General features: G+C 71.2%; 20 protein-coding genes. 12 read left to right on the top strand and 8 right to left on the bottom strand.

Annotation, left to right across the window (positions count from 1 at the left end; genetic code table 11):
• Positions 1-9: 9 nt before the first annotated feature.
• Complete coding sequence (locus ACIBBF_RS17575; protein ID WP_397415719.1) at positions 10-966, bottom strand: NAD(P)-dependent alcohol dehydrogenase; 957 nt, start codon at positions 964-966, stop codon at positions 10-12.
• 164 nt (positions 967-1,130) lie between these two features.
• Here ACIBBF_RS17575 and ACIBBF_RS17570 point away from each other — a divergent pair, with 164 nt between their 5' ends.
• Positions 1,131-1,970, top strand: coding sequence for a helix-turn-helix transcriptional regulator (locus ACIBBF_RS17570; protein WP_397415717.1), 840 nt, complete (start codon positions 1,131-1,133; stop codon positions 1,968-1,970).
• A gap of 81 nt (positions 1,971-2,051) precedes the next feature.
• Positions 2,052-3,776 (top strand): acetolactate synthase large subunit, encoded by a 1,725-nt coding sequence (locus ACIBBF_RS17565; RefSeq protein WP_397415715.1) that lies wholly within the window; start codon positions 2,052-2,054, stop codon positions 3,774-3,776.
• Between the two features lie 66 nt (positions 3,777-3,842).
• Here ACIBBF_RS17565 and ACIBBF_RS17560 read toward each other — a convergent pair whose 3' ends face one another.
• On the bottom strand, positions 3,843-4,787 hold the full coding sequence (locus ACIBBF_RS17560) for an SDR family oxidoreductase (protein WP_397415713.1): 945 nt from the start codon (positions 4,785-4,787) through the stop codon (positions 3,843-3,845).
• Between the two features lie 121 nt (positions 4,788-4,908).
• A complete protein-coding gene (locus ACIBBF_RS17555; protein WP_397415710.1) occupies positions 4,909-5,103 on the bottom strand; it encodes an ester cyclase in 195 nt (64 codons plus the stop codon).
• Between the two features lie 233 nt (positions 5,104-5,336).
• Here ACIBBF_RS17555 and ACIBBF_RS17550 point away from each other — a divergent pair, with 233 nt between their 5' ends.
• The 4 genes from ACIBBF_RS17550 to ACIBBF_RS17535 all read left to right on the top strand — a co-directional run bounded on the left by ACIBBF_RS17550 (position 5,337) and on the right by ACIBBF_RS17535 (position 11,277).
• Complete coding sequence (locus ACIBBF_RS17550) at positions 5,337-6,176, top strand: helix-turn-helix transcriptional regulator (RefSeq protein ID WP_397415958.1); 840 nt, start codon at positions 5,337-5,339, stop codon at positions 6,174-6,176.
• A gap of 241 nt (positions 6,177-6,417) precedes the next feature.
• On the top strand, positions 6,418-8,265 hold the full coding sequence (locus ACIBBF_RS17545) for a SigE family RNA polymerase sigma factor (protein WP_397415708.1): 1,848 nt from the start codon (positions 6,418-6,420) through the stop codon (positions 8,263-8,265).
• Between the two features lie 188 nt (positions 8,266-8,453).
• Positions 8,454-10,313: a gamma-glutamyltransferase gene (ggt, locus tag ACIBBF_RS17540; protein WP_397415706.1), complete on the top strand. Its 1,860-nt coding sequence runs from the start codon at positions 8,454-8,456 to the stop codon at positions 10,311-10,313.
• A 184-nt stretch (positions 10,314-10,497) separates the two neighbouring features.
• The gene (locus ACIBBF_RS17535) at positions 10,498-11,277 is read left to right on the top strand and encodes an SDR family oxidoreductase (protein ID WP_397415703.1); all 780 of its coding nucleotides are present in this window, start codon (positions 10,498-10,500) and stop codon (positions 11,275-11,277) included.
• Between the two features lie 70 nt (positions 11,278-11,347).
• Here ACIBBF_RS17535 and pepE read toward each other — a convergent pair whose 3' ends face one another.
• Both pepE and ACIBBF_RS17525 read right to left on the bottom strand, forming a co-directional pair.
• Positions 11,348-12,085, bottom strand: a complete 738-nt coding sequence (pepE, locus tag ACIBBF_RS17530) for a dipeptidase PepE (RefSeq protein WP_397415701.1) — start codon at positions 12,083-12,085, stop codon at positions 11,348-11,350.
• A 38-nt stretch (positions 12,086-12,123) separates the two neighbouring features.
• Complete coding sequence (locus tag ACIBBF_RS17525; RefSeq protein WP_397415699.1) at positions 12,124-12,987, bottom strand: IclR family transcriptional regulator; 864 nt, start codon at positions 12,985-12,987, stop codon at positions 12,124-12,126.
• A gap of 202 nt (positions 12,988-13,189) precedes the next feature.
• On the opposite strand from ACIBBF_RS17525, the gene ACIBBF_RS17520 reads away from it, so the two are divergent.
• From ACIBBF_RS17520 to ACIBBF_RS17510, 3 genes are all read left to right on the top strand, one after another.
• The gene (locus ACIBBF_RS17520) at positions 13,190-14,833 is read left to right on the top strand and encodes an OPT/YSL family transporter (protein ID WP_397415697.1); all 1,644 of its coding nucleotides are present in this window, start codon (positions 13,190-13,192) and stop codon (positions 14,831-14,833) included.
• Positions 14,830-15,546, top strand: coding sequence for an AroM family protein (locus tag ACIBBF_RS17515; RefSeq protein ID WP_397415695.1), 717 nt, complete (start codon positions 14,830-14,832; stop codon positions 15,544-15,546). Before ACIBBF_RS17520 ends, ACIBBF_RS17515 begins: the two co-directional genes overlap by 4 nt.
• Before the next feature lie 150 nt (positions 15,547-15,696).
• A complete protein-coding gene (locus ACIBBF_RS17510) occupies positions 15,697-16,647 on the top strand; it encodes a DUF1177 domain-containing protein (protein ID WP_397415693.1) in 951 nt (316 codons plus the stop codon).
• Between the two features lie 22 nt (positions 16,648-16,669).
• On the opposite strand, the gene ACIBBF_RS17505 is transcribed toward ACIBBF_RS17510, so the two are convergent.
• Positions 16,670-17,026 carry a siderophore-interacting protein gene (locus ACIBBF_RS17505; protein WP_397415691.1) on the bottom strand — a complete coding sequence of 119 codons (357 nt, stop codon included), beginning with the start codon at positions 17,024-17,026 and terminating at the stop codon, positions 16,670-16,672.
• A gap of 42 nt (positions 17,027-17,068) precedes the next feature.
• Here ACIBBF_RS17505 and ACIBBF_RS17500 point away from each other — a divergent pair, with 42 nt between their 5' ends.
• On the top strand, positions 17,069-17,632 hold the full coding sequence (locus ACIBBF_RS17500) for a GNAT family N-acetyltransferase (RefSeq protein ID WP_397415688.1): 564 nt from the start codon (positions 17,069-17,071) through the stop codon (positions 17,630-17,632).
• A 126-nt stretch (positions 17,633-17,758) separates the two neighbouring features.
• On the opposite strand, the gene ACIBBF_RS17495 is transcribed toward ACIBBF_RS17500, so the two are convergent.
• Positions 17,759-18,898, bottom strand: coding sequence for a LacI family DNA-binding transcriptional regulator (locus ACIBBF_RS17495; protein WP_397415686.1), 1,140 nt, complete (start codon positions 18,896-18,898; stop codon positions 17,759-17,761).
• A 366-nt stretch (positions 18,899-19,264) separates the two neighbouring features.
• On the opposite strand from ACIBBF_RS17495, the gene ACIBBF_RS17490 reads away from it, so the two are divergent.
• Complete coding sequence (locus ACIBBF_RS17490) at positions 19,265-20,116, top strand: LLM class F420-dependent oxidoreductase (RefSeq protein WP_397415684.1); 852 nt, start codon at positions 19,265-19,267, stop codon at positions 20,114-20,116.
• A gap of 96 nt (positions 20,117-20,212) precedes the next feature.
• Positions 20,213-20,563, top strand: coding sequence for a winged helix-turn-helix transcriptional regulator (locus ACIBBF_RS17485; RefSeq protein ID WP_397415682.1), 351 nt, complete (start codon positions 20,213-20,215; stop codon positions 20,561-20,563).
• Between the two features lie 158 nt (positions 20,564-20,721).
• Here the strand turns inward: ACIBBF_RS17485 and ACIBBF_RS17480 are convergent, their stop codons facing one another.
• A complete protein-coding gene (locus tag ACIBBF_RS17480) occupies positions 20,722-21,813 on the bottom strand; it encodes a Gfo/Idh/MocA family protein (protein WP_397415680.1) in 1,092 nt (363 codons plus the stop codon).
• Between the last annotated feature and the right edge of the window lie 21 nt (positions 21,814-21,834).

The raw sequence follows: 21,834 nt of genomic DNA, 5'->3' as shown, positions 1-21,834 counted from the left end.
CCCGCCGACCTAGCGGCTCCTGGCGTCGATGACGATCTTGCCGCGCACCCCACCCTGCGCGAGGTGGTGGTGCGCGGCAACGATCTCATGCATCGGGAGCACGTCGTGGACGACCGGGCGGATCGCACCGGACTCGACGAACCCGCGCAGGCGATCGAGGTCGGCGGGCGTCGGGTCGTTGCTGAACGCTGTCAGCCGTGTCCTCCTGTCGAGCCCGTCGACGGCGACGGCCAGCGCGGAGCGGATGGGGCGTCGTGAGTCGAGGGCGAGCGCCACCATGACGCCCTTCGGGACGAGGCGCCGGCGGAATGCGCGGAGCTCGGTTCCGACCAGGTCGACGATGACGTCGAACGTGGCGAGGTCTTCCGGCCGCGTGGTCCGGTAGTCGAGGGCCTCGTCCGCGCCGAGACTGCGGATCCAGTCGAGGCTGTCGGCACGGGCCAGGGCTGTGACATGTGCTCCGAGCGTCGCGCCGAGCTGAACGGCGACGACACCGACACCACCGGTCGCGCCTCGGACGAGGAGCCGTTGACCTGGGCGGAGGTCAGCCTTGGCGATGAGCGCATGCAGTGCGGTGGTGCCGGAGGAGGCGAGAGCGGCCGCCTCGATCTCGGAGACGTTGCTGGGTGCTGGTGCCACGCACCGCTGCGGGACGACGACTCGTTCGGCGACCGCGCCGAACGTCAGGTGCGGCATGACGCCCCACACGGTGTCGCCGGCCGAAACCCGTGTCACGGCTGGTCCGACCAACGTGACCGTGCCCGCGAAGTCGACACCGGTGCCGGCGGGCATCCGCTGGCGGACAACTCGCCTGAGGTTCCCGCTGCGGACAGGTATCTCGGCGCCGCTGACGCTCGCACCACCCACGGTGACCTCTACGTCTGTACGGCCCACCTGCGGCACCTCGACCTCAACCGTGCGGAGGACCTCCGCCGGACCATAAGCCTCGTACCGGACAGCACGCATCGTGTCCTCTTTCGTCACTCGTTCAATGGTCATCGGATCGACAGAGGTCCATCCAACAGGTGCCGGGGCGACTGCTCTGCGCGGTAGAGGGGGCTTGTCAGTCCGTGGCTACCGTGCTCCGCACAAGGTAGGAACGAGGCGGAACTCTCAGAAGGGGGAGTGTCGTGATCGATCGTGCCGGGTTGGCCGGGTTTCTGCGGAGTCGGCGTGAGGCGTTGCAGCCGGAGGACGTGGGTATGCCGCGTGGGCAGCGTCGTCGCACCAGCGGGCTGCGGCGGGAGGAGGTCGCGACACTGTGCAACATGTCGGCGGACTACTACTCCCGCCTGGAGCGGGAGCGTGGACCGCAGCCGTCGCTGCAGATGCTCGCGTCGATCGCGCAGGGCCTGCACCTGTCGATCGACGAGCGTGACCACCTGTTCCGGCTCGCCGGGCACAACCCGCCGGCCCGAGGCTCGTCGAGCGAGCACATCAGCCCGGGGCTGCTGCGGATCCTCGACCGGTTGGAGGACACTCCCGCGGAGATCGTCACGGAGCTGGGCGAGACCTTGCGGCAGACTCCGATGGGGGTGGCGCTGACCGGGGACACGACCCGGTTCACGGGGCCTGCGCGAAGCAATGGATACCGGTGGTTCACCGACCCGGAGGCGCGGGATCTCTACGCGCCCGAGCAGCACGCCTTCATGACGCGGATGTACGCCGCGGGTCTACGAGGACTGGTCACGTTGCGCGGCCCTGACTCCCGGGCGGCGTATCTGGCTGACCTGCTGCTGGGCAGCAGCGAGGAGTTCCGCCGGGTATGGGACGAGCACGAGATCGGGATCCGGCCGCACGAGGTCAAGCACTTCGTGCACCCCGAGGTCGGTGCCCTTGAGCTCACCTGCCAGCGGTTGGTCGATCCCGACCAGGCCCACGCACTGATGGTCTACACCGCTGTTCCCGGCTCCGAGAGCTACGAGAAGCTGCAGGTCCTGTCCGTCATCGGTACACAGACGCTCCGTTGACCCGGCGCCCCGGAGCGCTCGCCGGCGACCCGGCGGGCCGGCCGGTCGCGCACGCCCTACCCGCCACCAGGGAGAGACACCATGCCCAGTCGTATGAATGACGCGTCGGTCGACGACGCCCGCTCCGAGTCGCTGCTCACCCGGTCGCGATCCAGGACAGTGAGCTCGTCGTCGCTCACGCCGCCCCCTGGTCCGGCGGCCGGCGCCGTCACCGGCGCCGAGGCGTTGCTGCGGTCGTTGTGCCAGGCGGGGGTCGACGTGTGCTTCACCAACCCGGGCACGTCAGAGATGCACACGGTGGCCGCTCTGGACGCGGTGCCGCAGATGCGGGGGATCCTGTGTCTCTTCGAAGGGGTCGCCACCGGCGCGGCCGACGGTTTCGCCAGGATGACCGGGCGCCCGGCCGCGTCCCTGCTCCATCTGGGGCCCGGTCTGGCCAACGGAGTGGCCAACCTGCACAACGCCCGGCGTGCGCACAGCCCGCAGGTGGTGGTCGTCGGCGACCACACCGACGAACACAAGGCGCTCGACTCGCCGCTCGAGTCCGACATCATCGCCCTCGCCGCGACCTGTTCGCGGGCGGTGCGCAGGGTGGCCGGCGTCGACGACGTCGGACCCGCGGTGGTCGCGGCGGTGGCCGCCAGCCGCGCGGCCTGGGCTCCCGCCGACGACGATCCCGCGCACGTGGCGACAGGAACCTCGGGGCGGGTGTCCACGCTCGTCGTCCCGGCCGACGTGTCCTGGTCGACCGGAGCGCGGGACGCCACCGCGGTGGACGTCCCGGGCACCGCGGTGGCGTCGGACGAGTCCGTCGTGGACGCGGCCGTCGCGCTGCGGTCGGGGCGGCGGGCGGTGCTGCTCCTGGGCGGCGGGGCGCTCGGCGAACCCGGGCTCCGCGCAGCGTCCCGCATCGCACGAGCCACCGGCACCCGCCTGCTGGGTGAGCTGTGGCCCGCACGCCGCCGCCAGGGCGCCGGCGTACCTGCCGTGGAACCGCTCGCCTACCGGTCGGAGGCGATCGCGCGGCAGCTGCACGGCACCGAGCTGCTGCTGCTGGCCGGTACGGGCGTCCCGGTGCCGGCCTTCGCCTACCCGGGCGTCGACAGCCGGCCCGCGCCGCACGCCGCCGACCGGATGGTCCTGGGCGGGCGCACCGACATCGACGTCGAGGACGCCCTCGTCCGTCTCGCGGGCCTGGTGGCGGACGGCGTCGAGCCCGAGCCCGCCGCGCCGAGGCGGCCGGAGACCGGCAGCGGCGTCCTGACGCCGTCGAACTGGGCGCCCGTCATCGGCGCGCTCCTTCCGCCCGACGCCGTGATCAGCGACGAGTCGGTCACCTCAGGCATGGTGAACCTGAACGAGGCCCTGTCAGGCGCACCCGCGCACGACATCCTCGGGCTGACCGGCCTCGCGATCGGCCAGGGGCTGCCTGTCGCCACCGGTGCCGCGGTGGCCTGCCCTGACCGGCCCGTGATCTGCCTGCAGGCGGACGGCAGCGCCATGTACACGATCCAGGCACTGTGGACTCAGGCGCGCGAACGCCTCGACGTCACCACCGTCATCCTCAGCAATCGCTCCTACGCGATCCTGCGCACCGAGCTGGAACGGGTCGGGGCACCGCGCAACGGCGCGGCGACACGGCTGATGAACCTCGACGACCCGGCACTGGACTTCGTGGCGCTCGCCACGGGAATGGGCGTCCCCGCAAGCCGGGCGACGACCGTCGAAGAGCTGTACGACCAGTTCCGGGACGCCGTCGCCACGCCTGGCCCGCACCTGATCGAGGCGGTTCTCGCTCCCGCCTGACCTCGCACGCGGACGGTGGGCAGGCAGTGCCGAGGCATCGCCTGCCCACGGCGTCCGGGCCTTCCTTCAGACGGCGCCGATGGTGTTCTTCGTCAGCTGTTCGGAGACGTCCCAGACGCGTGCAGCCTCGTCCGTGCTGCGCAGCCGCGAGTAGAGCTTCTGCTCGGCGGGCGGCCCTCCGACGCGACCAGGCCAGCTCGGGCCGTAGAAACCCCCGGGCTTGGCGGCGGGGTCCGTGGCGGCCATCAGCGCGGGCAGCTTGGCCGTCTCGACCGTCCCGAGCAGGATGCCCCTCTCGGACAGGAAGCGGATCATCCTCCGGGAGGGAACCTCTTCGCCACGGCCGAGCTCGGGACGTGCCGCGAGAAGGTTCGTGGGAGCGACCCCAGGCTGTGAGAGATTGCTCGTGATACCCCAGCCGCTCGCCCGGCTGCGCCGGTCGAGCTCCAGGCCGAACAGGCCGACCGCGATCTTGGACTGGCTGTAGGCGTGCGTTCCGTCGTAGCTGCGTTCCCAGTTCAGGTCGTCCCAGTTGATCGAGCCCCGGTTGGCGGCGATGCTCACCTGCGAGGTCACCCGCGCGCGGCCGGCCCGCAGGAGCGGCATCAGGTGCGCGACCAGGGAGAAGTGACCCAGGTGGTTCGTGCCGAACTGGAGCTCGAACCCGTCGGCCGTGGTCTGCCGTTCCGGTGGGGTCATGACACCCGCGTTGTTGATCAGGAGATGAATCGGGCGGCCTTCCGCGCGCAACGTGTCACCGAGTGCGGCGACGGACGCGAGCGAGGACAGGTCGAGGTCCCGCAGCGAGACTCTCGCACCGGGCACGGACTTCCGTATGGTCGTGATCGCAGCCTCTCCCTTGCGGGGGTTGCGCACGGGCATGATCACCTCGGCGCCCGCCGCCGCGAGGCGTGCGGCCATGCCGAGGCCCATGCCGTCACTCGCGCCCGTGACGACGGCAAGCTTTCCCGACAGATCGGGGATCACGATATCGATGGTCTTGCGTGACATTGGTCCACTCCTAGAAGTCAGGCTGTCAGCTCCCACTGTGATTGACGTGGACCGCGTTATTCAGGGCCTGACGATCCGCCCTTGGCACGTACCCGCCTGGACCGGTGCGACGCTTTCGTGCTCAGGCGCCCAGCTGTTCCCTGGCGGTGTCGGTGTCCTGGAGGTTGGTCATGTTGACGAACCGCCCGTCGTGGACCCGGTAGAGGGCGTACTCGGTGATCTCGAAGGAGGCGCCGGTGGGAGCGACGCCGAGCCGTTCCTTGACCGGGGTGCCGGTGTTGGTCAGGCGTGCGGCGATCTCGTGGTGCTGTGTCACGCAGGTCGCCTCGTGTCGCCGGTGGCGATCGAGGTGCGGGCGCAGGGCAAGCCTGAGCGCGTGCACGGCTAGGATCCATAACGTGCCGTCCGCCGTTCCTTACGCATCGTCTACTTTCCTGTCCGTGCCGCAGGCGGGCAGGGTGTGCGAGATCGATCGTGCTGACACGGCACGGGCGGAGACGGTACAGACGGACCGGTGCTGGTACGAGACGACGCGGGGGACCACGGATGATGATCGACCGGGCTGGGCTGGCCGATTTCCTTCGACGGCGACGAGCGGCGCTCCAGCCGGAGGACTTCGGGATCGTGCGTGGTGCACGACGTCGGACCAGTGGGCTGCGGCGCGAGGAGGTGGCCCAGCTGTGCACCATGTCGGTGGACTACTACACGAAGCTCGAACGGGGGCGTGGGCCTCGGCCGTCGGAACAGATGGTCGCCTCGATCGCGCGAGGTCTGCGGCTGTCCGTGGACGAGCGGGCCCACCTGTTCCGGTTGGCTGGGCTGAACGCACCTCTCCGTGGTCCGGACGGCTCGCAGCTCAGCCCCGGTCTGCGGCACGTCGTGGACCGTATCGGTGACGTGCCCGCCGAGATCAGCACGGAGCTGGGTGAGACCCTCTACCAGAGTCCGCTGCACGTCGCGCTCACCGGGGACCGCACGTCGTATCGTGGGCCGGCGCGTAGTGTCGGTTACCGGTGGTTCGTCGATCCGGCCACGCGGCAGCTGTATGCGCGCGAGGACCACGTGTTCCTGACCCGGGTCTTCGTGTCCGGGCTGCGTCAGGTCGCGACGCTGCGCGGCCCGGGGTCCCGGGCGGCGTACTTCGTGGAGCTGCTCCTGGACCAGAGCGAGGAGTTCAGGCAGGTATGGCACAGGCATGAGGTCGCGATCCCGCCACTGGTGAAGCGCTTGGTGCATCCGCAGGTCGGTGCGCTGGAGCTGAACTACCAGTCGCTGGCCGACCCGGAGCGACACCATCGCCTGTCGGTGTATACCGCGGTGCGCGGGACGGAGAGCTCCGAGAGGCTGCAGCGGCTCATGGCTCTCGTGCCGTCCCCGGGGAGCCGCTAGGCCGGTCACGGTGGGCGAGCCCCGTGGTGGCAGCCGTAGGGAACCGGCGACAAACTTCCAGGTCAGGACCGGTATGTCGCCGATCCATACCGCGCCACGCGGGTCACGTTTCCGACTTCGGGGTCTTCGCTCCAGGTCGGGACCTGGCTGCTCCGCGGCGAACTGGCCGTCGGCCTAGGATCCGGGTCGTCGACCACGATGTTCGGGGTATCGGCTGAACCTTCCTGGGAGGGGACGCGTCATGGGGGACATGAGCATCCACATGCCGGAGCGGGCCGAGGTCCGTGTGGTCCGTTCCAAGGACCAGGAGTTCGTCGCGTTCGTCGGTCACGCCCGCCTGTACCTCTTCCGCACCGCGTTCCTGTTGTGCGGTGACCCGGACCGGGCCGAGGACCTGGTCCAGGGTACGTTCGAGCGCGTCTACCGGTCATGGCACCGCGTGCACGCCGAACCGCGTGCCTACGCCCGCCGTGTCCTCGTCAACCTGCGCACCGACACTTGGCGCCGGACCAGCCGCACCGATCTGCCCGGCGACGACGCGATCCGGCTTCCCGACACCCCGGACCACGCCGCCCGCGTCGCGGTCCGAGCCGAGCTGGTGCAGGCGCTGGCGCAGCTCCCGCTGCAGCAGCGCCGGGTGGTGGTCATGCGGCACCTGCTGGACCTGTCCGAGGCGCAGGTCGCCGATGAGCTGGGGAGGTCGGTGGGGACGGTGAAGTCTGCGAATGCACGTGGACTGGAGAACCTGCGTACCATCCTGGAGCGCGCGGACCTGGCGGACATCCCCGTGCCGCACCGTGACGCGGCGGAGACGCTCGGCGCGAGCCGGACCGCCCTGCGCAGGCGACGCACCGCGCAGGGAGTGCTCGGTGGCGTGGCGGCCCTCCTGGTGGCGTTCTTCCTGGCCGGCCCTGTCTCGCTCCCGGGCGTGGGCCCGGTCGCGCTGCCGGGCAGCGAGTGGTTCCGTTCGCTCGTGGGCCTGGAGCGGCCCGACGGCGACGCCGAGCCGTTGCTTGATGACTGTCCCGCCGAGACCTCGGATCTGGAGACCCCGCCCTGGCTGGAGGGGCGGTGCGTGTCCGGGATCGAGGTGGGGTCCGTGCCGGGTGCCGTGGAGGAGGGAGTGGTCGTCGGCGTCGGTGAGCCGACGGCGGGTAGCGCTCTGACGGACACCCTAGCGGCGGACGGCTCGGTCATGACGCTCACCGAGGTGGCCCCAGGACCGGACGACGGTGACGGCTACCCCGACCCGGAGATGGCGTTGGAGCTGCGTACTGCCGGAGGCGAGATCAGCCCGGTCGCCGTCAACGGCACCGTCGACGGCCACCGCGCTGAGGTCCCCGACGTCGCGCGGCAGGGCAACCGGGTCGCCTGGTTGGAGGTGGCGACGCGCGAGAGCGAGTCCTCGCCCTGGGCGGTCCGCGTCGTCGACGACGTGCGGAACCCCGAGGTGCGCACGCTTCTGGAGTCATCGGGCGAGCCGGTGCCGGTGGGGTACCGGATCGCGCTGAGTGGCGCGTACGTGCACCTGCAGCGGCTCACGGACGAGGGTGAGATCGAGCAGGTGCAGGTTTCGCTGGCGACCGGAGCGACCGAGATCCTGGCCATCGGCTCTACCGCGTTCGCAACTGCGCCGGAAGGGGTCGTGTGGGCGGCGAACAACGTCCGCACCGGGATCGAGCTTGCCGATCGTAGGGACGACGGCGTCCGGCAGGTGCCCGTGGAACTTGCGCCGGCTGGCGGCTACCCGCTCGAGATGGTGACGGAGATGGCGGCGTCGGATGCACTGTTGGCGTGGGGCGTGGCGGGCGACCTTCACGTGCTCGACCGGGAGACAGGGGCCATGACGCTGGTCGAGCTGGACGGGGAGGCAGGGGAGATCGACGTCGAGGGCCAGGCTGTGGTGTGGACAAGCACGCAGGACGACGTGGGGACCGGGTACCTGCTTCTCGGCGGCCGGGCGTATCTGCTGGAGGGCAGGGTGGTCGAGGTCGCCGTGGCGGGGGAGTGGCTGGCATGGGTCACTGCGGAGTCCGGCGGGTCCTCTCAGCGGCAGCACCTGGCGCAGATCGTGGTGGCAGGGCGTTGACGTCCTGGCGGTGCAGGACGTCGAGCCACTGCGGCTGGTTCGTCCCGGGGATGCCGGCATCCGGCCGATGTTGGTCGCGGTGATCGCGAATCTCCGGCCGTGCGGCGCAACCTCCGGGGTGAATCGTGCGTCATAGACATGGTGTCCGGTCCCGGACGCCGCTACGCACACCCAGGAGGACTTGCTCCATGAGCAGAAGATTCGTCGCCCGTTCTGCGACTGTCGCGGGCGCGCTGGCGCTCGCGCTGACCGGCGTGGCAGCCGCGAGCCCGACCGGAGCCGCGAGCCCGGCAGATTCCCTGGCCACGAGCGGAGGTGGCGAGGTGGAGCAGCACGTACCGCCCCGGGTGCCGACGTCGGTCGGGTACGGCGGCGCGGTCAGCTCGCTCGACCCGGTCGTGTCCGAGATCGGCCTGAAGGTGCTGCGCCAGGGCGGCAACGCCACCGATGCCGCCGTCGCCATGGCCGCGGCGATCGGCGTGACCGACCCGTACAGCGCGGGCATCGGCGGTGGCGGGTTCTTCGTGCACTACGACGCGTCCACCGGCGAGGTCGAGACCATCGACGGGCGTGAGACGGCGCCGGCCGCCGTCGGGCCCGACGCGTTCCTCGACCCGGCGACGGGGGAGCCGTACCCCTTCTACCCGGATCTCGTCACCGGCGGCGTCAGCGTCGGTGTGCCCGGTACGCCCGCCACGTGGGACCGCGCGCTGGAGCGGTGGGGCACCACCACGCTGGGTCAGGCGCTCCGGCCGGCGACGGCGGTCGCGGAGAAGGGCTTCGTCGTCGACCAGCTCTTCCACGACCAGACCGTGGCCAACCAGGCGCGCTTCGAGGCGATCACCTCCACGACCGACCTGTTCCTGCCGGACGGCGAGGCCCCCGCCGTCGGCTCGGTGTTCCGCAACCCGGACCTCGCCGCGACGTACCGGGCGCTCGCGGCCGGGGGTGTCGAGGCGTTCTACGAGGGCGAGCTGGCGCAGGAGATCGCGGGTGCGGTCCAGGCCCCGCCGGTCGCGCCCGGTACGACGCTGCCGGTCCCGGCCGGCTCGATGACGCCGGAGGACCTCGCGGCGTACGAGGTCGTGGACCGCGACCCGACGGTCTTCTCCTACCGGGGGTACGACGTCTATGGGATGGCGCCGCCGGCGTCGGGCGGCACCGCCGTGGGCGAGACCCTGAACATCCTGGAGCAGTTCGACCTGGCAGCCCTGGACGACGCGGCCGTGCGGCACCACTTCTTCGAGGCGAGCGCGCTGGCGTTCGCGGACCGGGCCGCCTACCTGGGTGACGGCGACTTCGTGGACGTGCCGGTCGACGCTCTCCTGGACGACACGTTCGCGAAGGAGCGGGCCTGCCTGCTCGACCCGCAGGTCGCTGCGCCCAAGCCGGTCGCCGCGGGTGACGCCCGCTCGTACGACGGCGTGTGCGACGGCACTGCCTCTCCCGGCACCGTGCCGGAGGACACCGAGAGCACGTCGACGACCAACCTGACGGCGGTCGACCGGTGGGGGAACGTGGTCGAGTACACCCTGACGATCGAGCAGATCGGCGGGTCGGGGGTCGTGGTGCCCGGGCGTGGGTTCCTGCTGAACAACGAGCTGACGGACTTCAGCATCGTGTACGACGCCGACGACCCGAACCGGATCGAGGCCGGTAAGCGCCCGCGCTCGTCCATGGCGCCCACGATCGTCCTGCAGGACGGGAGCCCGGTGCTCGCGCTGGGTTCGCCGGGCGGGTCCAACATCATCTCGACCGTCACGCAGATGCTGCTCAACCGGATCGACCTCGGCATGACGATCCAGGAGGCCATCGCCGCGCCGCGGGCGGCGCCGCAGAACGGCACGCGGACGCCGGCCGAGCGGGCGTACGTCGACGCCTACGGCACCGGCCTGGCTGCCTACGGGCACACGCTCGTGCCGACCGCCAACGCGATCGGTGCGGCGACGGCCATCGAGATCGGCCCGGACGGGCTGCTCACAGCGGTGGCGGAGCCGGTGCGGCTCGGCGGCGGCTCGGCCCGCGTGGTGCGGCCCGCCGGGAGGTGACATGAGGGCGGGGAGCCGGCACGCCGTACAGGCCAGCCCCCCGCCCCCCCTCGACGGCCTGGGGATCGGGCAAGGAGTTCGCGGCCGACGACGGACTGCTGGAGCACGGGGGGGCCTGAGCGTCCGCACCTGGTCGTCCGTGGTCGCTACAGTCGACGACGAGAGCGCTGCAGCGGAGGTGGACGTGCCAGTCCGAGACGGCAACGGCTTGACGGCCATGTACGGGTTGAGCGGACGGGTCGCGCTCGTCACGGGCTCGGTGCGCGGGCTCGGGTACGAGATCGCCCGCGGTCTGGCGCAGGCCGGAGCACGCGTCCTGATGAACGGGCGCGACCCGGCCACCCTGGGCCGGGCCGTCGAGGAGCTCCGTGCGCACGCACTGGACGTCCACGCAGTCTGCTTCGATGCGACCGACCCGGATCGGGCGGCTGCCGTCCTGGAGCAGCATCCGCCCGTAGACGTCCTGGTGAACAATGTGGGGCACCGAGACCGCCGGGGCCTGGCCGAGATCACGCCGGAGGCACTGAACCGGCTGCTCCAGGTGCACGTCGTGGCCGCCTACGCCCTCAGCCGCCAGGTCGCGACCGGCCTGATCGAACGGGCAGCACCCGGCGCGATCGTCAACGTCTCGTCCGTGATCGGGCAGCTCGGTCGCCGTGGCGACGTCGGCTACCCGGTGGCCAAGGCGGCGGTCGAAGGGATGACCAGGGTGCTCGCGGCCGAGCTGGGCGAGCACCGGATCAGGGTCAACGCGGTCGCCCCGGGTACCTTCGCCACCGAGACCAACGCCCCACTGGCCCAGGACCCGAAGTGGCAGCGGTGGCTGCAGCGGCGTACGAGCCTGGGGCGCTGGGGTCGCCCGCACGAGATCGCCGGTGCGGTCGTCTTCCTCGCGGGACCGTCCGCCGAGTTCATCACAGGCCAGACCATCATGGTGGACGGCGGGATGACGACCACCTTCTGAACGGCCAGGGGCTCTGGCAGACCACCGCCGCGGGCCGCGGCCGACGGCGTCGTGGTCGGTCTCGCCGGCATCAAGCGGGTACGTCGAAGCGCGGCGTCCCGGACAGCAGCTCGCTGACGTCGCCGCCCACCTCGCGCGGTGAGGCCCCGCGGGCGAACACGACCGCGGGCCCCGGCGCGTCAGCGCCGACGGCGGTGCCGCCGATGCGGGCGGTGCCGTCCTGGGCCGAGAGCCAGGTGCCCTCACGCAGACCCAGCACGGGTACGTCGTTGACCTCCAGGAACTCCGCGAGCCGCTGCTCACGGGTCTCGCCGCGATGGGTGCTGGCCGGGTCGGCGTCGAGGAAGTGCGGGTTGAGCTGGAACGGTACGAGGCCGAGGGCCTCGAACGACGCCGGTTGCGCGATGGGCATGTCGTTGGTGGTGCGGATGCTCGGCCCCGCGATGTTGGTGCCGGCGCTCGCGCCCATGTAGGGCATCCCGTCGACCGCCCGCGCCCGGAGCGGGGCGACGAGGTCCAGGCGCTGGATCGTGTCGAGCAGCCGGAAGGTGTTCCCGCCGCCTACGAAGACCGCCTCGGCGCGCGTGATCGCGTCTCGTGGGTCGTCCGCGGTGTGCAGCCCGGTCACGGGAACACCGTGCGGCGTCAGCGCGGCGGCGACCTTCGCGGTGTAGGCGTCGTGGTCGGCCAGCGCGTAGGGCACGAACGTCACGGTGGCGCCGTCGAGGAAGCCGAGCACGGTGTCGAGCGCGTGCTCGAGGTAGCCGGCGGCGTGGTTGGTGGAGTTGGACAGGAGCAGCAGTCGCATGGTGCCTACCGTTCGGTGGTCGGGGCGGTCGGGTGGTCTCAGGGGCGGGCCTGGAGCGAGCGCCCGCGGCGCCAGTCACGTTGCACCGGGCCGGGTGGCCGGTGCAGCAGGTTGGCGAGCGCAGTCGCGGCCTGCAGCAAGGCGGGGACCTGGTCGAGCAGGTCGTCCTCGTAGCGGAAGACCTTCGGTTCGATGACGGAGATCGAGCCGACGGGGTTGCCGCCGATCAGGACGGGTGCGGCGATCGCGCGGGTGGTCGAGTCGTACTCGCCCTCGGAGTGGGCCCAGCCGGTGCGGTAGGCCTCGTCGAAGAGCTGGTCCAGGCCCTGTTCGTCGACCTCGGTGAGCTCGGTGTACCGGGCGAACGGTCGTCCGGCGAGCATGTTGCGCCGTTCCAGCGGGTCGAGGAATGCGAAGTAGGCGCGCGAGGTGGCGCCGGCATGGGCGGGGTAGAGGTCGCCGACCAGCGGGTGCGAGCGGACCGGCCCGTTCTCGCCGTCGACGGCGGCGATGCAGCGCACGTGGAACCCGTCGGGGATGGTGAACGAGGCGGTGCGGCCGGTCGTGGCGGCGAGCTCGGTGAGCACCTGCTCGGCGAGGCGGGCCAGCCCGCCCCCGCGTTCCCAGAGCGCCGCCATGCGCCACATCGCAGGGCCGAGGCGGTAGCGGCGGGTGTACGGGTCGGCGGCGAGGAAGCCCTGGGCAGCGAGGGCAGCGAGCAGCCGCTGGCTGGTCGACTTGGTGATGCCGAACTCCTCGGCGAGCTCGAAGACGCCCCACTCGGTGCGAGTCTCGCTGTATGACAGCAGCACCTGCAGGGCCCGGTCGACGGTCTGCAGCGGCGAGCTGCTCCCGGGTTCCGGCCTGGCGTCCCGGGTCCCGGGGGCGTGCGGTGCGGGCACTGGCACTCCTGTCCACGTCAGTCCACGGCTCCACGTCAGAGCGGTCGTCCGGATATTAGGCCATGGCCCGAAATCTGAATGTAACTCCCAGATAGTGGGATCTCGTTGTGGGTCGGCGTCCTCGTGGCGCACCGTGCTCGTCAACGTTCACATCCCGGGCCGGCACCTGCGCCGCCGGCATCGCCCCGAAGGAGCACGCGTCATGGCAGCCTCACCCGTCACCGAACCCGCGCCCGGCGCGGCGACGGAGCGCCACCCGCGGGCTCTCGAGCCCCGCACGGCGATCATCACCCTCGCCATGAGCGTCGTAGGGGCCGTGATCGGCATCCACATGATCACCACGCTGGGCGTCTCGCCGAACACGAGCGTCATCGGTGCCGTCGTCGCGATGCTGATCGGCCGGATCGGGTTCGCGGGGCTGCACCGGATGCGTGACGTCAACCGGCAGAACCTCGTGCAGTCGGCTATCTCGGGGGCGACGTTCGCCGCTGCGAACTCGCTGCTGACGCCCATGGCGATCCCGTTCCTGTTCGGGCGTGCCGACCTGGTCTGGCCGATGCTGCTCGGCGCGAGCCTCGGACTGGCAGTCGACGTGTTCGTGCTCTACCGCGCCTACGGCTCACGCTTCCTGCCCGCCGACGCGGCGTGGCCGCCCGGCGTCGCGGCCGCGGAGACCATCCGCGCGGGGGACCGGGGCGGCAAGCAGGCCGCGCTGCTCGTGGGCGGCGGCGTCGTCGGGTTCGGCGCGTCGTTCCTCGGGCTGCCCATGTCGGCGGCGGGCATCGCCATGATCGGCAACGTCTGGGCGCTGCTGATGTTCGCCGTCGGCCTGCTGGTGGCGCAGTACGTGCCCGCGACCACGGGGCTGGACCTCAACGCGTACTACGTGCCGCACGGCGTGATGATCGGCGCGGGCCTCGTGGCCCTCGCCCAGATCGGCGTGATGCTGTTCGGCCGCCCCTCCCTCCGGGCGCAGGAGCGGGCGGCCGCGCTCGAAGAGGCGGCGAAGGACGATCCGGCCCTGGCGCCCACGGTCGGCGAGCGCACCCTGCGTCGTGCCCTCGGGTCCGGCTTCATGATGTTCCTGCTCGGTGCCGTGGTCCTGGCGATCGCGGGCGGGGTGTGGGTGGAGCTGCCGTGGTGGGGGATCCTCGGGTTCGCGTTGTTCGCGGCCGTGGCGGCCATCGTGCACGAGCTCATCGTGGGTCTGGCCGCCATGCACGCGGGCTGGTTCCCGGCCTTCGCGGTCACCCTGATCTTCCTGATCCTGGGGCTGCTGCTCCAGTTCCCGACCGTGCCGCTGGCCCTGCTGGTCGGGTACTGCGCCTCCACCGGTCCCGCGTTCGCCGACATGGGGTACGACTTCAAGGCGGGCTGGCTGCTGCGCAGGGATCGCCGCCCGTACACGGCCTTCGAGCTGGACGGCCGCCGCGAGCAGCTGCGGGCCTCCATCCTCGGGTTCGTCGTGGCCATCGGCATCGTCGCGCTGGTGTGGCCGACACTGTTCGAGAGCGGTCAGATCCCGCCGACCGCCGTCGTCTACGCCGACACCATCAAGGCCGGGATCACCGATCCCACGGTCCTCGTCAACCTCCTGGTCTGGGCGGTGCCGGGCGCGGTGGTGCAGGTCGTCGGGGGCCCCGGCCGTCAGCTCGGGGTACTGCTGGCCACCGGCCTGCTGGTGGCCACGCCGAACGCGGGCTGGCTCGTGCTCGCCGCCCTCGCGGCGCGCCTGGTGTGGCGGCGGGTGCGCGGCGAGGAGGGTGAGCGGGAGACCGCTCTGGTGGGGGCGGGCCTGATCGCCGGCGACTCCCTGTACTCCGTGGGACGGATGGTCTGGCGATGACGCACACCGGCACCCGGCTCGGGGTGGTCACCATCGGGCAGACGCCGCGCGTCGACCTCACCCCGGAGCTCGTCGGCCTGCTCCCCGGCGTCACGCTCGTGGAGCGCGGTGTGCTCGACGGCTGCACGCCGCAGGAGATCGCATCCTTCGCCCCCGAGCCCGGCGACCACGTCCTGACCACCCGGCTCGCCGGCGGCGGGTCGACGGTCATCGGCGAGGCCACGGTGCTCCGGCGGCTGCCCGGCCTCCTCGCGGAGCTGGAGCACGAGGTCGACGCCGTGCTCCTGGCGTGCACCGGGCCGTTCCCCGCGCTGGCGCACACCAAGCCGTTGTTCGTCCCGGACCGGATCATCGCGCACGCCGTGGCCGCCGTCGTGGACGACGGCGGCGCGGTGGGCGTCATCGCCCCGCTCGCGGAGCAGACCCAGGACACCACCCGGAAGTTCGCCCGCGTGCTGGGCAGGGGCACGCGCGTCGCGGTGGCCGCGAGCTCGCCCTACACCGACGACGAACGCACCCTGCGAGCCGGGGCCGAAGAGCTGGCCTCCGGCGGCGCCGAGGTGATCGCCCTGGACTGCTTCGGCTACACGGACGCGATGCGCGACGCCGTGGCCGAGGCGAGCGGCCTGCCCGTCGTGGTGGCCCGGTCGGTGGCCGCACGGCTCGCCGCGGAGGTGCTCGGCGCACGAGGCTCCGCGCCATCCGGGTCCTGACCTGGGCGACCGGCTCGTGGCCGCCCAGCTGGCCCACAGCGCCCGCGAGACCCGTGACCTGGTCACATCCGCGCCGCGGGCGGCCGCCGTCCGCGGCGCACTGACGACCACGTATCACCGCACCACCGCAACCCTGGAGGAGACACATCCATGTCCTGGAGCCATCTCGTCGCCCTGTACGACCTGCTCGACGACCCCGCCGTGCGAGGCACCGCCGTCGCCGACCACCTCCGTGGCCTCGGCGCGCCCGCCGACAGCATCGAGGTCGAGGTCGTGGACGGCCCCGGCGGGACCACCGACTTCGTCCGCGTCACCATCCCCGGCAGCGCCGGCAAGCGCGTCGGCGGCACGGCCCCGACGCTCGGCGTGCTGGGCCGCCTCGGCGGCCTGGGTGCTCGTCCCGAGCAGATCGGGTTCGTCAGCGACGGCGACGGCGCCCTGGCCGCGCTCACCGTCGCCGCCAAGCTGATCACGATGCGCGAGCGCGGCGAGCACCTGCCCGGCGACGTGGTCGTGGCCACCCACGTGGACCCCGACGCGCCAACCCAGCCGCACGACCCGGTGCCGTTCATGAGCTCGGCCGTGGACCAGGAGACCAGCAACCGGCACGAGGTGCTGGCCGAGATGGACGCCGTCCTGTCCATCGACACCACCAAGGGCAACCGCGTCTGCAACCACAAGGGCATCGCGATCACCCCGACGATCGTCGACGGCTGGATCGTGCGCGTCTCGGAGACGCTCCTGGACGTCGCGGCGCGGACGACGGGCCGGGCACCGGCCGTCATGCCGATCACGATGCAGGACATCACGCCGTACGGGAACGGCCTGTTCCATGTGAACTCGATCGTGCAGCCGGCGACCGCGACGGCGGTGCCGGTCGTGGGCCTGGCCGTCGTCACGGAGACCGCGGTGGCGGGGTCGGCCACGGGTGCCACCGACCTGCACGACGTCGAGGCCGCCGTCCGCTTCGCGATCGAGACCGCCAAGGACTTCGGCCGCGGCATCGTCACGTTCGCCGACCTGGAGGAGGTCGCCCGCCTGCAGGAGCTGTACGGCAGCATGGCCGGGCTGCGCACGGTGGGTGGCGTCGCGGTGTCCTGACCGCGCCGCCGACCACCGTGGCTCAGCGGCTCCGGCCCGAGCGCCAGTACGTGCAGAAGTCGATCCGCGCCTGGGGTACGCCGACGCTCAGGCAGTGCGCTCGCGTCGCCGGCGTGTACGACGCCTCGCCCACGACGTAGACGTAGGCCGCCGGGTCCACACGGGCCGTGCGCAGCGTGTCGAGCGCTGCGGAGCCGGCGGGCCGGCCATCCTCGCGCACCAGCCAGCGGGCGTCGGCGGCGGGCAGGGCTCGCTGGTCGGCCGCGTGCGGCACCTCCAGCAGGTCGGTGGCTGCGCGGCCCTCGAGGGTGTTCGCGATGCCTTCAATACCGGGCAGGCCGGACTCGTCGGCGATCACGAGCACCGGGCCGGTGTGCACGTCGGCGCCACGTATCGTGTCTGCGTGCCTGATTCTCTCGACGTGGTCCCGTGGCCGGTCCGCACCGAACGGCTTCGTATCCGGCGGGCGACATCGAACGATGCGGAGGCCTTGTGGCGGCATCGGCGGCTGCCCGAGGTCACGCAGTGGATCTCCAACAACCCGAAGGACCTTGACACGTTCCGTGCCGAGTTGATGCGGCCTGAACGCCTTGCGGTCCTGCTGGTCATCGAGCTCGTGACGGCCGAGGGCGCCACGGTCCTCGGTGACATGATGGTGCGCGTCGAGGACGGGTCGGCGCAGCGCGAGACCGTCGAGGCCGCCCGCAGCTCGCAGGCGGAGCTCGGATGGACGCTGAACCCTGTCTACGGTGGTCGCGGCTACGCGACGGAGGCCGTCCGGGCGATCGTCGGCGTCTGCTTCGGCGCTCTCGGACTGCGGCGGGTGCATGCGCGGTGCTTTGCCGAGAACGAGCCGTCGTGGCGGCTCATGGAGCGCATCGGGATGCGGCGCGAGGAGCACAGCCGCAAGGCGAAGCTGCACCGCTCAGGCGTGTGGATGGATGTCCTGCGGTTCGGGCTGCTCGCCGAGGAATGGCCGGCTTGACCCACGGTGAACCGCCCCGCTCACCGTAGGCGGCGGTCGGGTGAGGTGGCGGGCTGGTGATCCTCGACGGCGCCTGTTCCTGCGGCAGCGCCACCCTTCTCGCGGTAGCACCGCGCGACGAAAAGGTCAGAGACTCGTCGGGTGGGTGCCGCAGCTGGCGCGGAGCGCCACGGTGACGGGGAGGCTCCTGGTCACGGCGCGGCGGGCGGGCTCCGCGATCCGTGCGGTGAGGACCTCCACCGCCGCCCGCCCGAGCTCGGCCATCGGTTGCTCCACGGTGGTCAGCGACGGCGCGGACGTGCGGGCGGCCTCGATGCCGTCGAACCCGGTGACCACCACGTCGTCCGGGACGCGGATGCCGTACGCCGTGAAGACGTCGAGGAGCCCGAGCGCCGTGTTGTCGTTGCAGCAGACCAGCGCGCCAGGCAGTGCCACGCCGTGGCTCCGTCCTGCGACGAGTGCCTCTCCGATCTCCCGCCCGCGCCCGCGGCCCAGGTCACCCCGCAGCCGCGGAGCCTCGGGCGCCTCGAGGCCGGCCCGCAGCAGAGCACGGCGGAATCCGCGGAAGCGCTCGTCGTCGTCGGGTGTGCCGGCCCACGCGCCCACGTACTCGAACGTCGTGATCCCGTGGTCCGCCACGAGATGGTCGACAAGGCGCTCCACGCCTTCCGCATTGCTCACGGTCACGCGGTCGTGGGCGCTCGCCGGGCTCAGCCCGGTAAGAAGCACGACCGGCACGCGGCGGGCGACGTGGTCGAGCAGGTCCTCCGGGAGCGTCCCGCTGACGACGACCATGCCGTCGACCCGGCCGGCCATGTTGAGCACCCGCGCCTCGAGGTCAGGGGTCCGGGTCATCGCGACCGTGATCGCGAGCCCCGCGTCCCAGGCCGCGAACTCGGCGCCACGCACCACCTCGCCGAAGTACATGCCGCCCCAGGAGACGAGCGAGTCCGGCTCCGCGTCGACCACCATGGTCACCGCCTCGCCACCCGGAGCGCCGCGCACCGGGCCGGACGACCGGCGGTCCGCCAGGTCGGCGTCAGCCTCGACGACGGGCAGGCACAGACCGACCATCCCCGTGTGCCGCGATGCGAGGCCGCGTGCAGACGCCGACGGGACATAGCCGAGCTCGTCGATCGCCTGCTTGATCGCCGCACGCGCTCCTGCGCCGACGAAGCCGTTGCGGCTGATGAAGCGCGACACCGTCGTGGATGACACGCCTGCCAGGTCGGCGACGTCCCGCAAGGTCGGGGCATGTCCTTTCATCGCTCCTCCTCGGCTCGGTCAGCTGGTGCGATCCCATCATGGAACCGCTGCCATCCTCGGCCCTGGTCACGATGGACCGAACCAAGACGACCGACCCGCGAGCGCGGGGTCTTCGTCGACGGCAAGTACTCATCGAACACCCCCGCGGACGGGCTGGGTCCGCACCTGAATCTGGACGAGCTGGCCGTCCCGGAGACCCACCGCCGAGGGCACTGACAAAAAAGTAGGTACTTGTCGGTGGGAAGTAGCGGCAGGTCTACTCGATTCCGGCGCAGGCGAACAGGCCGAGCCGCCGAACTCTCTCCCACGGCGTCTGAGTGCCGGCGTGGGGGATGCAGACCACACGAATACATGAGAGGCACATTCATGCCTGGCACGTCCAGCACCACCGACATCGCCACTGCCGAGAGCCGGCCCGACCGCGTGCGCATCGGCGTCCAGCTCTGGCCCGGCGGCACACCGGACTACGCGACCTGGCGCCGAGCGGTGCAGCACGCCGAGGAGCTGGGCGCCGACGCAGTCTTCGGCTACGACCACCTCCACAAGCCGTTCGTCGACATCGTCGACGGCGTCCCGAAGCTGCACGAGGTGCAAGAAGACGTCAACAACTTCGAAGGGTGGACCGCACTGGCGACATGGGGCGAGATCACCAGCAGGGCGGAGATCGGGCTGCTCGTGTCGGCCGTCGCCTTCCGCAACCCGGACCTGCTCGCCGACATGGCGCGCACGGTCGATCACATCAGCAACGGTCGGCTCATCCTCGGTCTGGGGACCGGCTGGTACCAGAAGGACTTCGAGGTCTACCAGTACGACTTCGGCACGACGAAGTCGCGCTTCGACCACTTCGAGGAAAGCCTCGAGCGCATCACGAACCGGCTGCAGCAGCTCACGCCGGCTCCGGTGCGCGACATCCCCATCCTCATCGGTGGTGGCGGCGAGCGCCGTACCCTGCCGATCGTGGCGCGCTACGCCGACATCTGGCACAGCTTCGAGCCCATCGAGGAGTTTCGTCGCAAGAACGAATTGCTCAAGGGTCTCGTCGAGGAGGCCGGGCGAGATGAGGCGACGATCGAACGCGGAGTTGATTGGACCGACGAGGCCACCTCCGACGCTTTTGTCGCCGAGGGGGTGACCCTGTTCACCACTGAGATCCATCCCGACGAGAACGGGTACAACTTTTCCGAGCTGGAGAAGATGCTCGCCTGGCGGGACCGTTGACCGCCGAATCCACCCCTTCGGCCGAGAGAATCAACAGCGAGTTTCCGTCCCACGGGCGAGGCTTTTCCGTGGTGGCTGGTGGAAAGGTCGATCCAGATGACCGAGCGTGGGTTCTACTCCGGACTGGACGCCGCACTGTCCGTCGTCGGGGGCAGGTGGAAGTCCCTGGTGCTCTGGCAGCTCGCCGCACACGGCCCGCAGAGGTTCGGCCAGCTGCGCCGCCTGGTCGACGGCGTGACGGAGAAGGTGTTGATCGGCGCGCTCAAAGACCTTGAAGCTGCTTCCGTCATCGTCCGCAAGGACTTCCAGGAGCTTCCGCCTCATGTCGAATACTCCCTGACACCGTTCGGCGCGAGCCTCGCCGAAACGCTGCGCCCGCTGTGCGAATGGGGATACGCCAACATGGACCGGATCGGGCAGCTGACGAGCCAGCCCAGCGGATCCTGACGGTCGACGACACCGAGCCTGGTCCGCACAGGCTGGGACGCGTCGGCGGACACCGGGGCGCGGCGCTGTGGAGGCCACCTCGATGGCTCCGGCGCCAGGCACGACCTGGTGTCCGCGCAGACTGCTGCGGACACCAGGACTTGTTCCTGCCGGCTCACCTACTGTCGGACGCCGGTTCGCGCGGCTTGCTCGACCCGGGCGACCAGGCGGCTGTTGTGAGCGGCGTGCGCGAACCCAGGGGTGTGGTGGGTCCCGTCGGTGATGTCGCGCGCGAGGCTCGCGTACACCTCGCCCACGTTGATGGCGGCACCGGTCCAGATCTCGGCCGCGGCGGGTCCGGTTCCCGTGGCGACGGGGCTGTCGGGCGCCTCGTAGTCGACGTTCGAGGTCAGCGTGAGGTCGCCGACCTGGACGCCGGCGGGGTGGTTGCCGGTCAGCCTGAGCCAGCCGTCGGCGCCTCGGACCTCGAGGCTGAACCGGGCGTCGGGTACCGGGACACCGGCGAGGACCTGCACGCCGACGGCAGCTCCGGACGAGGTCTTGAGGATCGCGTCGAGATGGTCCGGTACCTCGCGGGTGGTGGTCGTGCCGGTGTCGGTCAGCTTCACCTCGGGCCAGAGCAGCTCCGTGCGTGCATCGATCTCGGTGATGTCACCGAGGATCGTCTCGATCACGTCCAGGACATGGCCTACCGCGATCGTCATGAAGCCTGCGCCGGCGTCCGCCTTGTCGAAGTACTCGTAGGCGCTCACCGACTCCGGGCCGTTCCCGAAGGTCGTCGCGGTCACTCGGGCTGACAAGAGTCGCCCGAGCCGGCCCTGGGCGATGATCTCGGCCGCCCGGCGTACCGACGGGTTGAGGCTCCCTTGCAGCCCGATCGCGGTGTGCAGGGTGCCGGCCGCCGCAGCCATCTCTTCCGTCTGGGCGACGCTCGCGCCCAGCGGCGACTCCGAGTAGACGGCCTTGCCCGCCGCGAGGGCCGCGAGCACGAGCTCGCGGTGTGCCGGAACCTTGACGGCGACGGTGACAAGGTCGATCGACGGGTCGTTGATCAGTTCGTACGGGTCGGCGTACCAACGCTCGGCACCGAACACCTCGGCGGCCTCCCGTGCGCTCTCCTCACGCCGGGTCGCCACCGCCGCCAGCACGAGCTGCGGTTGGGCCGCCAGCGCGGGGATGTGCGATGCGCCGGCCCAGCTCGCCTTCGTATCCGCGCCGATGATCCCGACACGAATCACACTGCTTGCCATGATCTGCTGCTCCATTCGATC

This window comes from Promicromonospora sp. NPDC050880, assembly GCF_044456525.1.
Lineage (GTDB): Bacteria > Actinomycetota > Actinomycetes > Actinomycetales > Cellulomonadaceae > Promicromonospora.
The sequence above is the reverse complement of the archived record's forward strand: the minus strand, read 5'-3'. Positions and strand labels throughout refer to the sequence as shown.

Coding starts and splice junctions, on each gene's coding strand:
- ACIBBF_RS17550 (WP_397415958.1), top strand. CDS start 5,337: ATGATCGACCGGGCTGGGCTGGCCGATTTCCTTCGACGGCGACGAGCG.
- ggt (WP_397415706.1), top strand. CDS start 8,454: ATGAGCAGAAGATTCGTCGCCCGTTCTGCGACTGTCGCGGGCGCGCTG.
- ACIBBF_RS17545 (WP_397415708.1), top strand. CDS start 6,418: ATGGGGGACATGAGCATCCACATGCCGGAGCGGGCCGAGGTCCGTGTG.
- ACIBBF_RS17565 (WP_397415715.1), top strand. CDS start 2,052: ATGCCCAGTCGTATGAATGACGCGTCGGTCGACGACGCCCGCTCCGAG.
- ACIBBF_RS17495 (WP_397415686.1), bottom strand. CDS start 18,898: ATGAAAGGACATGCCCCGACCTTGCGGGACGTCGCCGACCTGGCAGGC.
- ACIBBF_RS17515 (WP_397415695.1), top strand. CDS start 14,830: ATGACGCACACCGGCACCCGGCTCGGGGTGGTCACCATCGGGCAGACG.
- ACIBBF_RS17560 (WP_397415713.1), bottom strand. CDS start 4,787: ATGTCACGCAAGACCATCGATATCGTGATCCCCGATCTGTCGGGAAAG.
- ACIBBF_RS17520 (WP_397415697.1), top strand. CDS start 13,190: ATGGCAGCCTCACCCGTCACCGAACCCGCGCCCGGCGCGGCGACGGAG.
- ACIBBF_RS17510 (WP_397415693.1), top strand. CDS start 15,697: ATGTCCTGGAGCCATCTCGTCGCCCTGTACGACCTGCTCGACGACCCC.
- ACIBBF_RS17490 (WP_397415684.1), top strand. CDS start 19,265: ATGCCTGGCACGTCCAGCACCACCGACATCGCCACTGCCGAGAGCCGG.
- pepE (WP_397415701.1), bottom strand. CDS start 12,085: ATGCGACTGCTGCTCCTGTCCAACTCCACCAACCACGCCGCCGGCTAC.
- ACIBBF_RS17480 (WP_397415680.1), bottom strand. CDS start 21,813: ATGGCAAGCAGTGTGATTCGTGTCGGGATCATCGGCGCGGATACGAAG.
- ACIBBF_RS17575 (WP_397415719.1), bottom strand. CDS start 966: ATGCGTGCTGTCCGGTACGAGGCTTATGGTCCGGCGGAGGTCCTCCGC.
- ACIBBF_RS17485 (WP_397415682.1), top strand. CDS start 20,213: ATGACCGAGCGTGGGTTCTACTCCGGACTGGACGCCGCACTGTCCGTC.